The organism is Neobacillus sp. GCM10027624 (assembly GCF_042675345.1).
In the GTDB taxonomy this organism is placed as follows: domain Bacteria; phylum Bacillota; class Bacilli; order Bacillales; family Cytobacillaceae; genus Neobacillus; species Neobacillus cucumis_D.
In genome coordinates this window covers 193,019-205,802 of sequence record NZ_JBHTHD010000002.1, presented here as the reverse complement: position 1 = coordinate 205,802, position 12,784 = coordinate 193,019, and the positions used below count along the sequence as shown (strand labels likewise).

Sequence of the window (12,784 nt, the reverse complement as noted above, 5' to 3'; positions counted from 1 at the left end):
TTATTTTTCCTATTCTAGGCAGGTTTATGTGGTATAAAACATCGCATTTCAAATATCGCAAGAATTGGAATAAAAAGGAAAGTTGATAGAAAAAATAAATAAAAAAATACAAAAAAGGAAATTGCCATGAGGATTATTGCAGCATTGTTTTCGATCATTATGCCGGGATTTGGTCAGTTCTATAATCGGCAAATGATTAAAGGTGTGCTTTTTGTTGTGTTTGAACATTTTGATAACCTAGTTGGAAACATAAATAATACAATCCAGCTAGATTTTAATGGATTTCACCAAAAAGCATTAGAGACAGTCGTTTATGATGGACTATTATTTTACCCAGGTTTCTAAGTGTATGTTGTGTGGGATGCCTGGTTTTATGCAAAGGAAGGGGCAAATAAAACAACGACTGCCATTCCCTTTATCATTGGCGGTTTTTTAGGAGAAATAAGTACCATTTTTTCTGCTAAAGTGCCGTTTCCATCCTTAACAGCGGGGCTATTAATGTTGGTCCCAATGACTATCTGAATGGTTATTTTTAGGAAGCAATAAACTATGACAGGATTAAAAGTTCATTAATAAAAAATCCAAACATACATATTAAAGGAGGACGACCTATAGATTAATTAAAACTGAATTTAAAGGGGAAAGAATCCTTATGGAATTTCTACAAGAATTAATCAATCATTTTAGCCCATTTTTGTCTTTAGAGGCTGCTGCAAAAATTATCTCAGATCCCGCAAGCTGGGGTGTTATTGGCACACTTGTGGTTCTTGAGGGATTATTATCTGCCGATAATGCTATTGTCTTGGCAGTTATGGTCAAGCACCTGCCAAAGAATCAAAGAAAAAAAGCCTTATTTTATGGAATATTTGGAGCCTATTTTTTCCGTATATTCGCAATTGGATTAGGAGTAACGCTAATCAATATCGCGTGGATTAAAATTATCTGCGGCCATTATCTATTGTGGATTGTTTTTCAAAACTTTATCAACAAAAAAGAGGAGGAAGGCGAAGTCCATGCTAGAAAAATGGGATTTTGGAGGACCGTTTTAACCGTGGAACTCATGGACATTGCTTTTAGTTTTGACAGTATAATTGCTGCATTTGGTGTATCCAATCAAGTGTGGGTTCTCTTTTTAGGAGGGGTGTTAGGAATTTTAATGATGCGCGGCGTAGCCCAAGTTTTCCTTGCCTTGATTGAAAAAGTACCGGAGCTTGAAACAACTGCTTTTATCTTAATTGCGATTATCGGCGTAAAAATGATTGCCTCTGTATTTGGATTCCATCTTGACCAAATCGTCTTTTTCAGCACATTGGTTGCCTTATTTTTGGGGACCTTTATCGTTCATTTCTTTAGAAAAAAAATAATTTTTTGGAAATCCTTCTAGTAAATTCGCCGTTGCCCGAACCTTCATTTTTCATTTATTAATATATATGGAGAAAGTCGGTGGTTTTTTTTGGCAAATGGATTTTATCATACGGAAGTTATTGATATTGTGACAAGTGTTACGGGCGGATCAAAATGCAGGATGCATTTTCAATTGACGACAGAAAGTATGACTGGCGGGGGATTAACGACGATTACCTATACGATTACAAACTTTCTGGATTCAAACTGTTTGATTTTTTACTTAACAGTAGATGAGCATTTGTTCCCTTTTGATCCAGGCATTGCTCCAGGCGGTATTGGTACCATTAAATTCTCCAGAAACGGTGCTTCTGTTCCCGCAATCGGCAATGTCTATATGGAATGCGGCGGCCTGGAATTTGAATTCGGCTCACTGTGTACTGCTGTGTTAAAGGGAGATTGCGGCAACCCATCTGAATAATACATTAAAGGAATTCCAGCAGATAGGGGACAAGAAACAGATAAATGGCGAGATTTTAATTTACAGAAGACCTATATGAAATAAGGTTAATTTGAATAAACTCGCTAGTTTAGTGCAGAATAATAACCATTAAGTAATGGAGGTTATTATTTTGTTAAATAAAAAAACTAAGCTAACATCTTTATTTTGGATAGCCATACTTGGTTTAATATTAACAACAATTTATACAATAATCCTTGGGATTTTAGGATATAGAACCATGAACAGGATTGATTTTATCTATAAACAGAATAAACAAAGAAAAAATAGTTAGGATCAGACCGCTCATTTGGGCGTTTTTTTTTATCAAAATCTTTGAGCGTTTTTGTTTGTTGTTCTATATATAAAAAGAAATAAAAGAAGAAATCCATTTCTTTTTCATGGCAAAAATTGTAACATCTTGTTACAATAAACATCAAAATACAAACTCAATTGGATTCTGCAAGAAAGAAAAAATTATTCGTATACCCCCTTAATCAAAGAGGCTATGTCGAATGAATATCATTGTACGATAAACCTATTTTGATAGATAATGAGATTGTATTTTTAAAAATGATGAAAATGTTTTTGGAGTTTTTGAAAGGGAGATTTACATTGAAGGAATATATTGTTTGTTATACATTGGATCATGATATTAAACGCGTAAAAATTTTAAAAGATCAAGAGGTTAAAAAGGAAGAAGTCAAACAAGAAGTGTTAGATAAGGTTCTCCAGCATTCATACATTGTGGCAGAATGTGAACAAGGGGATTATCGGATAAATTCTTCCTCCATTCGATATATACGAGTTTTATAAAGCGTGATACAATGTTCACTTAGTAACAACATTGTGTAACTTATAGCAACGGGAGAGAGAAAGAATGTCAGAAACCTATCGCTACCGTGAGGAACGAAAACAAGCGGAAAGAGAAAAACAAAGAGAACATAAAAAGAAAAAATCACCGAAAAAAGGTTCTCTATGGAAGAAAATTTTATTGGTTTGTCTCGTGCTCGGTGTCTTGTCCATTGGAGCTGGAGTCATTACGTTTGCTGCTATGGTTAAGGATGTTCCTTCATTGGATGCATCTAAACTTGTCGACCCGCTTTCAACGAAATTTTATGATCGAAACGGGAAGTTCCTTTATGAATACGGGAAGGAAAAGCGAACGAAAATCACATATAATCAAGTTCCAAAACAGCTCGAACATGCCTTTATCGCCACAGAGGATTCGCATTTTTATGAACATCATGGAATCGACATCAAACGGACTGCGAAGGCGATTTTCTTAAATGTTACAGGAGACTTTGGTTCTCAAGGTGGAAGTACGATTACACAGCAAGTCATCAAAAGGTCATTTTTAACCCCAGAAAAAACAATAAAACGAAAGGTTCAGGAATGGTACCTGGCCTATAAATTGGAGCAAAAATATTCCAAACATGAGATTTTGATGATGTATTTTAATAATATTTACCTTGGCAACCGTTCTTACGGTGTTGCTGCGGCAGCAAAAAATTATTATGGACTCGACGCCAATGAATTAAATCAATTAACGCTTCCGGAGGCTGCGATGATTGCCGGTCTTCCGCAAAGCCCAAATAATTATGACCCGACAAAATCAATAAACAAAAAGGCAGCGACGAACCGTCGAAATCTGGTTCTAGCTTCCATGCACAAACAGGGATATATTTCGAAAGAACAAATGCAGGATGCCATGAAGGTTCCCGTAACCAAGGGACTGGTGAAGAAAAAAAATGAAGGGATGCCATATGAAGCATTTCTTGATGCAGCTGTAAAAGAAGTGGAAGGAAAGCTTAAAGGGATTGATATTGGTACGGATGGTTTATCCATTTATATGACCCTCGACCAAAACGAGCAGAAATATGCTGACAAAATGATGAACAGCAATGAAATCGTCAGTTATCCAAATGATCGATTCCAAGGAGCTTTTGTATTTTTAGATTCAAAGACAGGTGAGGTTAGGGCAATTGGCAGCGGTCGGAAAGATTATAAGGCCGGATTCCGCGGCAACAATTTTGCAATTGATCTTGTCCGCCAACCAGGTTCAACTTTTAAGCCGATATTAGATTATGGTCCTGCGATTGAATATTTGAATTGGTCGACACACCATATGTTAAATGACCAACCGACAACCTATTCCACTGGCCAACAGATTCAAAACTGGGATCGTCGCTACCATGGGATGCTATCAATGCGGACAGCATTGGAATGGTCTTATAATATTCCTGCCCTGCTCACGCTTCGCGAGGTCGGTATGGACCGGGCAAAAGACTTTGCAAAACAGCTAGGGATTACTTTTGATCACAACCAAATTTATGAGTCCTATGCCATTGGCGGAAATACCGTCAGCCCATTGGAAATGGCTGGGGCATACAGTGCTTTTGCCAATCAAGGCACATACAACAAGCCGCATTTTGTACAAAAAGTCGTGTTTCCGAACGGTAAAGTCGTGAGCTTTAAACCGAAACCAAAACAGGTTATGCATGATTACACTGCCTATATGATTACCGATATGCTGCGGGATGTTGTGGACTCTGGGACAGGTAAAGCAGCAAATGTACCTTGGCTGGATATTGCCGGAAAAACGGGAACGACTAATTTTGATGAACGGACTAGTCTTCAATATGGCTATCCATTGGGTGGTGTAGCCAAGGACAGTTGGTTTACGGGATATACCCCACAATATACGATGTCTGTTTGGACGGGATATGTGAAGAATGGCACGGGTAACTATTTACCAGGAGATACAACACATATTGCGCAAATCATGTTTAGTAAAATGATGCAGAAATTTGGCACGGACAGTACAACCTTCCAGCAGCCGAATGATGTGTATCAAATGGGAAATGATCTTTATATTCGCGGTGCAGCCGAGGTTCCACCCCCACCTAAGCCTGTGGTGCAACAAAAAAAGACTCAAAAGATCGTGGAAAAGCAACAAAAAGCTATCGAGAAAAAAATAGAGAAAGCACCTGGTAAACAAAAAAACCAAGAGAAAAAGCAAAAAGGACACGGAAAAAATAATAACCATTAAGTTCTGTAATGACTGCATGAAATTCAATTTCAGCAGTCTTTTTTTACTACAACTGGAATAATGAAAAAAAGTGAATAAACCAAAACTTCAAAGTTAACTCTATATACTAACGGTCAAATTGACGGTATGAGGTGTTTTCTTTGCAAGATTGGTGGATTTATCAACATTTTATTAATACGATGTGGTTTATCTTGTTCCTTATTTCCTTACCTGTAGCACTGGGACTTTTCATCTTCTATTCCTACTTAAAAAATAATAAACAAAATGGTAATCAGGAAAATAATCAAAATAACCAAAACCAACAGCAAGATCAGAATCAAAGTAAGCAGAGTAATCAAGAAAACCAAAACAATCAGCAATCAGATAATCAAGAAAACCAAAACAATCAGCAATCAGATAATCAAGAAAATCGAAACAATCAGCATGCCAACAATCAAGGAAATCAAACAAGTGAAACGAAACAAGAACAACCGACTTGAAGAAAAATAGAAAAAATCTAGTTCTATTTACTTATTTCAATAAAAAATAGAGAGAAAGGCTTTTATTATCTAAAAACTTATGTTAATTTGTAAAGGTAAGTTTCATATTGTATATTGTTTCCAATGCTCTACTAGGGGGGTCCGATAGCTCGGACTGAGAGAAGAATGCGTTAATTCTTTGACCCTTCGAACCTGATCTGGATGATACCAGCGTAGGGAAGTAGTTATGAAGGCGTCAATTCTTACAACGCGCCACTACTTTTTGACGATTTAATCAGGTTCTGTGTAAACAGAACCTTTTTTTATTGTCATTCATTCTCCGTAATGAACGATGCTGTATCTTCCAGATTTGGATAACATTAAAGGAGGAAGTTACATGCAAACGGAAATGAACATTGAATTAAAATCACAATTTACAGGAAGTAAGAAAGTATATCAAAGGGGATCCAGGCCGGATATCCAGGTTCCAATGAGGGAAATTAGCCTAAACCGAACTGTCACTACTTTTGGTGAAGAAGAGAATGCTCCACTACGAGTTTATGATACAAGCGGTCCCTATACAGATGCGAATTATGATATCGATATTCGCAAAGGGCTTCCCGCTTTACGTCGAAAGTGGATTCTCGAAAGGGAAGATGTGGAGGCGTATGAAGGTAGAGAGATTAAACCTAAGGATAACGGCTACCTTGATGGGGATGAACGCGCAAACCTTGAATGGTTCCCAAATTTAAATAAGACACCTTTAAGAGCAAAGTCTGGAAAAAATGTTACACAAATGCATTATGCCAAAAAAGGTTTGATAACTCCCGAGATGGAATTTATTGCGATTCGTGAAAACTTAGATCCGGAATTTGTTCGAGATGAGGTAGCCCAAGGCCGAGCCATTATTCCTGCTAACATCAACCATCCTGAAAGTGAACCGATGATTATTGGTCGGAATTTTCATGTAAAAATCAATGCCAACATCGGAAATTCGGCCGTCACTTCCTCCATAGAGCAGGAGGTTGAAAAAATGACATGGGCCACACGCTGGGGTGCGGATACCATCATGGATTTATCAACGGGAAAAAACATACATACAACAAGAGAGTGGATCATCCGTAACTCACCTGTTCCAATTGGCACCGTTCCGATTTATCAAGCATTAGAAAAAGTAAATGGAATCGCTGAGAATTTAACGTGGGAAGTGTACCGTGATACATTAATCGAACAGGCGGAGCAAGGTGTAGATTATTTTACAATTCACGCCGGTGTGCTATTGCGCTATGTTCCAATGACGGCGAAACGGACAACAGGAATCGTATCACGAGGCGGATCCATTATGGCCCAATGGTGCTTAGCTCACCATCAGGAAAGTTTCTTATATACTCATTTTGAAGATATTTGTGAAATTCTGAAACAATATGATATTTCTGTTTCACTCGGAGATGGACTACGTCCGGGAAGTATCGCGGATGCCAATGATGAAGCACAATTTGCCGAGCTTGAAACACTTGGGGAATTAACAGAAATAGCATGGAAGCATGATGTCCAAGTAATGATTGAAGGTCCTGGCCATGTGCCAATGCACAAGATTAAAGAGAATATGGATAAGCAATTAGAAATTTGTAAGGAAGCTCCTTTTTATACATTAGGGCCGTTAACCACAGATATTGCGCCTGGATATGATCATATTACTTCTGCAATTGGTGCGGCTATGATCGGCTGGTTTGGGACGGCGATGCTTTGCTACGTTACTCCAAAAGAACATCTCGGCTTACCAAATAAGGAGGATGTGCGTGAAGGGGTTATTACGTATAAAATTGCTGCACATGCTGCCGATTTGGCGAAGGGCCATCCAGGAGCTCAAGATCGTGATAATGCCTTATCGAAGGCTAGGTTCGAATTCCGTTGGGAGGATCAATTTAATTTATCTTTAGATCCTGAGCGGGCAAGGGAATATCATGATGAAACATTGCCAGCTGAGGGGGCAAAAACGGCTCATTTCTGTTCGATGTGTGGACCAAAGTTCTGTTCGATGAGGATTTCTCATGATATCCGCGGCATGGCAAATGAGGATACCGGGTTTGAAGGGACCTCCATTGAAGAGGGGATGAAGCAAAAAGCGGAGGAGTTTGTCCATGATGGCTCAAAAATCTATCGATAATTCGAATGAGGTTAAGAGTTTAATCGAGGAAGTAGCTGCTTTAGAACAACAAATTCAACACCTTACGAAAAGGATCCAAATGATTCAGCTTCACTGTAATCATGTCTTTTTAGAAACGGCCTTCATGAGGAAATGCCAGAAATGCGGGTTTTCAGAAAGTAAGTATTATTAATGACATGGTCCCATATACAACCTTAACATCGATGAAGGACAAATCTTGGCAGTAGAGTAGTAGAAACATCATACATTCAACACATTCTACCATTATAATTTCAAACAGCCGCCTGTACTGGCGGCTGTTTTTTGTACAAAAGAAATACTTTAATAGAATAATAATTCAAAACTATCGAAACTATCGAACTTTGATGAAACGTATTGCATTTTTCTTTGTATAAAATTACAATGAAATACATAAAAACACTTTAGTTTGCTAAACAGATAAAGAAAATAAATAGATGGGGGAAAACATCATGAAGAAGGTCATCCAAATATTCATCATTATGGCCGTTGCCATAATGGCTACCGCTTGTGGCACACAGCCAAATCTGCCGGATGCAAAAACAAAAGAAAAAACACAAAAGGCGGATAGTGGAAATACACTGGATTCCATTAAAAAACAAGGCGTGATCACCATTGCGATGGATGATACATTCCCGCCAATGGAATATCGTAATGATAAGAATGAATTAGTCGGTTTTGACGTAGACCTAGCAGAAGCCATTACGAAGGAGCTCGGCGTGAAAGCTGAATTTAAACCAACTGCATGGGACGGCATTTTACCTGGATTAGATGCGAAACAATATGACGTCATTATGACTTCGATGAATATTACAGATGAACGAAAGCAAAAGGTTGATTTTGTAGAGTACCTGAAACTAGGACAAGTTGTGGCAGTTAAAGCCGGTAACCCATTAAACATTCAATCAAAAGAAGACCTTTCTGGAAAAGTTGTCGGTGTTCAAATTGGTTCAACCAGCGAAACGGCAGCAAAACAAATTAAGGGAGTTAAAGAGTTAAAGACGTATAATGCTTATACCGATGTGTTTAATGACTTAGGTCTAGGGCGTCTTCAGGGAGTAATCGTTGCTGAAGCGGTCGGTCGTTATTATAAAGCAACGAAACCTGAAGCTTTTGATGTGGTAGGAACCTCATTCCAAAAATTACCGATTGGAATTGCCGTACGAAAAGGTGATGACAAACTTGAAGAGGCATTAACGAAAGCTGTGCAAACTGTGAAAGATAATGGCACTTATGCGAAAATCAGCCAAAAATGGTTTGGAAAAGATCTTTCAAAAGAATAGGGGAAGAGCGGATAAATCGGTTTGTAGATTTATCCGTCTTCTTTTTAAAAAGGAGTCGTAAAAATGAAGGAATTTTTGTCATTCTCACTTACCTATCTCCCCTATTTATTACAAGGGGCGTTAGTGACGATTGAAATCGCGGCGATTGGAGTAGTTGCCGGAAGTTTAATTGGATTATTATTTGGTCTTGGACGTGTTTCAAAAGTGAAATTATTTTCACAGATTAGCAGATTTTATATATGGGTGATTCGCGGAACACCGCTTTTACTGCAATTGTTTATGATTCATTTTGCCATTCCGTCTGTGATCCCAGCACTCACCATGCCGCCATTCGTCTCGGCCTGCATTGCCTTGTCGTTAAATGCGGCAGCTTATATTGCAGAAATTTCCAGGGGGGCCATTCAGTCCATCGATAAAGGCCAAATGGAAGCCGCACGGTCACTAGGTTTAAGCTACGGACAAGCGATGAGAAGGGTCATTATTCCTCAAGCGTTTCGCCGGATGCTGCCGCCATTGGGGAATGAATTTATCGCTCTAATCAAAGAATCGTCCCTGGTTTCAACGATTGCTTTATATGATTTACTTCGAACAGGGCAACAAATTATCAGCAGTACGTACCGGTATATGGAAATCTTTATCTTAGTCGGGTTAATCTATTTATTACTTACCACGATCATGACATTTATCGTTGGAAAAGTAGAGAAAAAGGTAGGTGCATATGAATGATTTCCTGCAAGAATGTTGTAAAATCCTTTGGTGATTTGGAAGTTTTAAAAGGAGTCGATTTGGACGTTTCACAGGGTGAGGTCGTCGTAATCATTGGACCGAGCGGATCTGGTAAAAGTACCTTTCTTCGTTGTATGAACCATTTAGAGACCATCAATAGTGGAAGTATTACGGTAAATGGTAAAATGGTAGAAAATAAGGAATCATCCTTAAATAAATTGCGTCAGGAAATCGGCATGGTCTTTCAGCAATTTAACCTTTTTCCCCACAGGACCGTGATGGAAAATATTACCGAAGCACCGGTTCTGCTGAAAAAAATGTCAAAAGCGGAAGCCAAGAAAAAAGGGATAGAACTTCTGAAGAAAGTAGGATTAGAAGCGAAAGCCGATGAATATCCGAACCGTTTATCCGGTGGGCAAAAGCAGCGGGTAGCGATTGCCCGGGCGTTAGCTATGGAGCCGACCGTGATGCTTTTCGATGAACCAACCTCGGCTCTTGACCCGGAGCTAGTTGGGGAAGTACTGGCTGTTATGAAACAACTGGCAAAGGATGGGATGACCATGGTCGTTGTCACACATGAAATGGGATTTGCAAAAGAAGTGGCAGACCGGGTGATTTTCATGGACGGCGGCTATATGATTGAACAAAATACTCCTGAAGAGTTATTTGGCCATCCACAGCATGAACGGACAAAGGAGTTTTTAGGGCATATCAAGTAAGGAGAGATCATCATGAAACAAGTTTCAAGTTTGGATTTAACCTCCAAGATTAATGAAAAAGTAGATCAATTGTTTCCTAGATTAATGGAGATGAGAAGACATCTCCACATGTATCCAGAACTTAGTAATCAAGAATTTAATACAACCAAACAAATCAATGACTGGTTAACCGAATTCAAGATTCAACAAATTCCGCTTAGCCTTCAAACAGGGACTGCAGCAGAGATTATTGGTAAAACCTTAGGACCAACTGTTGCCATCCGTGCTGACATTGATGCTCTTCCAATTTTTGAAGAGGCGAACGTACCGTTTCGTTCAAAAATTGACGGGATCAGTCATATGTGCGGGCACGATGTTCACACGACGATTGCCCTTGGTGCAGGGATTATTTTACAAGAAATCAGCGATTTACTCCCTGGCAATGTCCGAATTCTTTTCCAGCCGGCTGAGGAATCGGAGGGCGGCGCCGAGTTGATGATTCAGCAAGGATTATTAAATGAAGTAAAATCAATCATTGGTCTTCACAATGTTCCCGAACTTCCAGTAGGAAAAATCGGGGTTAAAGAAGGCTTTTTGATGGCCAGTGTGGATGATTTTACTATCACTATTCAAGGAAAAGGCGGACATGCAGCCCTTCCGGAAAAAACAATTGATCCAATCGTCATCGGCAGTGCGGTAGTCAGCCAGCTGCAAACCATTGTCAGCCGTACGATATCTGCAAAAGAATCGGCGGTTGTCACGATTGGGTCGTTCCAAGCGGGTTCGACGAACAATGTCATCCCAGATAAGGCCATTCTTAAAGGAACGGTCAGGACATCCAATGAAGAAGTCAGGAAGAAAATCTATGATGTCTTTACCAAGACGGTTACGAATACAGTGGCAGCCCTTGGTGGTGAGGTGGAAATTGATTATCAATTTTTACTACCTGCTGTTTATAATGATGCAAGCATTGCTGAAATAGTCCGGTCTGCCGCTGTGTCTGTTGTCGGAAGTAAGAATACGGTTATCGCTGAGCCTACCATGGGTGGAGAGGATTTTTCTTTTTACCAAAAAGAAGTTCCCGGCTGCTACGTTTGGCTCGGATCCGGTAACGAGGAAAAAGGGATTCAATATGGCTGGCACCATCCGAAATTTATGGTGGATGAGGAAGCTATTAAAATCGGTGTTCATTTGATGGTCCGTTCAGCCTTGCTTTTATTAGAAAATTCTTCTATATAATACTAATCCTGCCTGCTAGTATGTTGTAGCAGGCAGAATTTTTTATTATCGTCTTGTATTTTTATTCCAGTTGTATTAGGTTATTAACGATGGAACTTCTTTGGCGGGAGCGATGAATATGTTAGGACATAAACGGGCCTTTTTGTATTTAAGTACTTTTCTATTTTTCTTTCACTCTTCTTCGACGGTGATCTCAACTTTTCTACCAGTCTATTTTCAAGAAGAGCAGCTTACTGGGACCCAAATTGGTTGGCTAATGGCTGTTGGTCCGTTTTCTTCATTATTATCGCAGCCTTTTTGGGGCTACATCAGCGACCGATATAAAACCATTAAAAAGATTCTGCTGCTTTGCCTAGTAGGGGTGATCTTCTGCAGCATCATCTTGTTTCAAGTAAACTCCTTTTTAATGCTGCTATTTTTATGTGCCATCTTTTATTCGTTTCTGAGCCCCATTGGAGCATTCGGCGACAGCTTAGCGTTGCATACCTCTCAAATCGTTGGCTCTTCTTTTGGAAGGATTCGGATGTGGGGGTCTGTGGGCTATGCGATTACCTCGTACCTAGGGGGCCAAATTCTTACTCGAATTGGTCTTGAGCATTTAATCTACCCCTATCTTGCTTTTACTATCATCGCATTTGTTTTTTGCTGGAAGGTCATGGATATTAATACACCATCTGCACCCATTAATCTTAAGGGAGCGGTCCGAAATATTCTCCGCCCAAATTTCTTATTTTTCTTACTCATCATTATGTTTGTTACGATTCCACATCGGACGAATGATATTTTTTCAGGGATCTTTATTAAAGTGCTTGGGGGTAATGAATCCTTAATCGGGTTATCCTGGTTTGTAGCAGTTGCTTTTGAAGCGATTGTTTATTTACTTAGTCCTTTATGGATGCGGTTTTTTAATGAAATAACCTATATGGTTATTGCGTCAGGATTATATGGGGTAAGGTGGCTTTTATTTTCTCTTGCAGAAACTCCTTCGCAAATCATCTTGCTTCAGGCCTTGCACGGAATCACCTTTGGGATTTTTTATTTGTGCTCGTTTCAATATGTTTCAAACTTATTCCCGAACGAATTTAGAGCTACTGGGCAATTATTCTTTATTTCCGTGTTTTTTGGTCTTTCAGCAATCATCGGTTCTTTAGGCGGAGGGATGATTCTTGATGTCTTTAATGGTCAAATGTTATATAAACTGATGAGTTATCTTGCTTTCACTGGATTTGTTGGATTATTAGGATTCATTGCCTATTCGGGCAAAAAGTTACGGCCTGGTAGAGAGATTTTACAGAAGTAA

Annotated in this window: 14 protein-coding genes and 1 riboswitch; all 14 genes read left to right on the top strand. The window is 39.2% G+C overall.

Annotated features, from left to right (window positions below):
• Positions 1–126 precede the first annotated feature (126 nt).
• The 14 genes from ACFQZ9_RS01045 to ACFQZ9_RS00980 all read left to right on the top strand — a co-directional run bounded on the left by ACFQZ9_RS01045 (position 127) and on the right by ACFQZ9_RS00980 (position 12,784).
• The gene (locus ACFQZ9_RS01045) at positions 127–345 is read left to right on the top strand and encodes a hypothetical protein (RefSeq protein WP_498941922.1); all 219 of its coding nucleotides are present in this window, start codon (positions 127–129) and stop codon (positions 343–345) included.
• Positions 346–522 (top strand): hypothetical protein, encoded by a 177-nt coding sequence (locus ACFQZ9_RS01040; RefSeq protein WP_498941921.1) that lies wholly within the window; start codon positions 346–348, stop codon positions 520–522.
• Between the two features lie 130 nt (positions 523–652).
• Entirely contained in the window at positions 653–1,384 is a 732-nt protein-coding gene (locus ACFQZ9_RS01035; RefSeq protein WP_498941920.1) for a TerC family protein, read from the top strand.
• 69 nt (positions 1,385–1,453) lie between these two features.
• Positions 1,454–1,825, top strand: coding sequence for a hypothetical protein (locus ACFQZ9_RS01030; RefSeq protein ID WP_198313406.1), 372 nt, complete (start codon positions 1,454–1,456; stop codon positions 1,823–1,825).
• Between the two features lie 633 nt (positions 1,826–2,458).
• Positions 2,459–2,659 (top strand): hypothetical protein, encoded by a 201-nt coding sequence (locus ACFQZ9_RS01025; RefSeq protein WP_498941919.1) that lies wholly within the window; start codon positions 2,459–2,461, stop codon positions 2,657–2,659.
• Between the two features lie 64 nt (positions 2,660–2,723).
• Complete coding sequence (locus ACFQZ9_RS01020; protein ID WP_498941918.1) at positions 2,724–4,895, top strand: transglycosylase domain-containing protein; 2,172 nt, start codon at positions 2,724–2,726, stop codon at positions 4,893–4,895.
• A 140-nt stretch (positions 4,896–5,035) separates the two neighbouring features.
• Positions 5,036–5,374, top strand: coding sequence for a hypothetical protein (locus ACFQZ9_RS01015; RefSeq protein WP_498941917.1), 339 nt, complete (start codon positions 5,036–5,038; stop codon positions 5,372–5,374).
• Positions 5,375–5,497: 123 nt separating this feature from the next.
• A riboswitch (TPP riboswitch) is annotated at positions 5,498–5,610 on the top strand.
• Between the two features lie 140 nt (positions 5,611–5,750).
• Entirely contained in the window at positions 5,751–7,520 is a 1,770-nt protein-coding gene (gene thiC / locus ACFQZ9_RS01010) for a phosphomethylpyrimidine synthase ThiC (protein WP_498941916.1), read from the top strand.
• Positions 7,495–7,692 carry a hypothetical protein gene (locus ACFQZ9_RS01005; protein ID WP_498941915.1) on the top strand — a complete coding sequence of 66 codons (198 nt, stop codon included), beginning with the start codon at positions 7,495–7,497 and terminating at the stop codon, positions 7,690–7,692. Before thiC ends, ACFQZ9_RS01005 begins: the two co-directional genes overlap by 26 nt.
• 298 nt (positions 7,693–7,990) lie before the next feature.
• Positions 7,991–8,821, top strand: a complete 831-nt coding sequence (locus ACFQZ9_RS01000) for a basic amino acid ABC transporter substrate-binding protein (RefSeq protein ID WP_498941914.1) — start codon at positions 7,991–7,993, stop codon at positions 8,819–8,821.
• A 63-nt stretch (positions 8,822–8,884) separates the two neighbouring features.
• Positions 8,885–9,547 carry an amino acid ABC transporter permease gene (locus tag ACFQZ9_RS00995; protein ID WP_198313412.1) on the top strand — a complete coding sequence of 221 codons (663 nt, stop codon included), beginning with the start codon at positions 8,885–8,887 and terminating at the stop codon, positions 9,545–9,547.
• Positions 9,544–10,266 (top strand): amino acid ABC transporter ATP-binding protein, encoded by a 723-nt coding sequence (locus tag ACFQZ9_RS00990; RefSeq protein WP_498941913.1) that lies wholly within the window; start codon positions 9,544–9,546, stop codon positions 10,264–10,266. Before ACFQZ9_RS00995 ends, ACFQZ9_RS00990 begins: the two co-directional genes overlap by 4 nt.
• 12 nt (positions 10,267–10,278) lie before the next feature.
• A complete protein-coding gene (locus ACFQZ9_RS00985) occupies positions 10,279–11,484 on the top strand; it encodes a M20 metallopeptidase family protein (protein ID WP_498941912.1) in 1,206 nt (401 codons plus the stop codon).
• A gap of 118 nt (positions 11,485–11,602) precedes the next feature.
• Positions 11,603–12,784: an MFS transporter gene (locus ACFQZ9_RS00980; protein ID WP_498941911.1), complete on the top strand. Its 1,182-nt coding sequence runs from the start codon at positions 11,603–11,605 to the stop codon at positions 12,782–12,784.

What these genes read in the sequence shown, in the direction of transcription:
- ACFQZ9_RS00990 (WP_498941913.1), top strand. Translation starts at nt 9,544, where the DNA reads ATGATTTCCTGCAAGAATGTTGTAAAATCCTTTGGTGATTTGGAAGTT.
- ACFQZ9_RS01035 (WP_498941920.1), top strand. Translation starts at nt 653, where the DNA reads ATGGAATTTCTACAAGAATTAATCAATCATTTTAGCCCATTTTTGTCT.
- ACFQZ9_RS00995 (WP_198313412.1), top strand. Translation starts at nt 8,885, where the DNA reads ATGAAGGAATTTTTGTCATTCTCACTTACCTATCTCCCCTATTTATTA.
- ACFQZ9_RS01045 (WP_498941922.1), top strand. Translation starts at nt 127, where the DNA reads ATGAGGATTATTGCAGCATTGTTTTCGATCATTATGCCGGGATTTGGT.
- thiC (WP_498941916.1), top strand. Translation starts at nt 5,751, where the DNA reads ATGCAAACGGAAATGAACATTGAATTAAAATCACAATTTACAGGAAGT.
- ACFQZ9_RS00985 (WP_498941912.1), top strand. Translation starts at nt 10,279, where the DNA reads ATGAAACAAGTTTCAAGTTTGGATTTAACCTCCAAGATTAATGAAAAA.
- ACFQZ9_RS01005 (WP_498941915.1), top strand. Translation starts at nt 7,495, where the DNA reads ATGATGGCTCAAAAATCTATCGATAATTCGAATGAGGTTAAGAGTTTA.
- ACFQZ9_RS01020 (WP_498941918.1), top strand. Translation starts at nt 2,724, where the DNA reads ATGTCAGAAACCTATCGCTACCGTGAGGAACGAAAACAAGCGGAAAGA.
- ACFQZ9_RS00980 (WP_498941911.1), top strand. Translation starts at nt 11,603, where the DNA reads ATGTTAGGACATAAACGGGCCTTTTTGTATTTAAGTACTTTTCTATTT.
- ACFQZ9_RS01000 (WP_498941914.1), top strand. Translation starts at nt 7,991, where the DNA reads ATGAAGAAGGTCATCCAAATATTCATCATTATGGCCGTTGCCATAATG.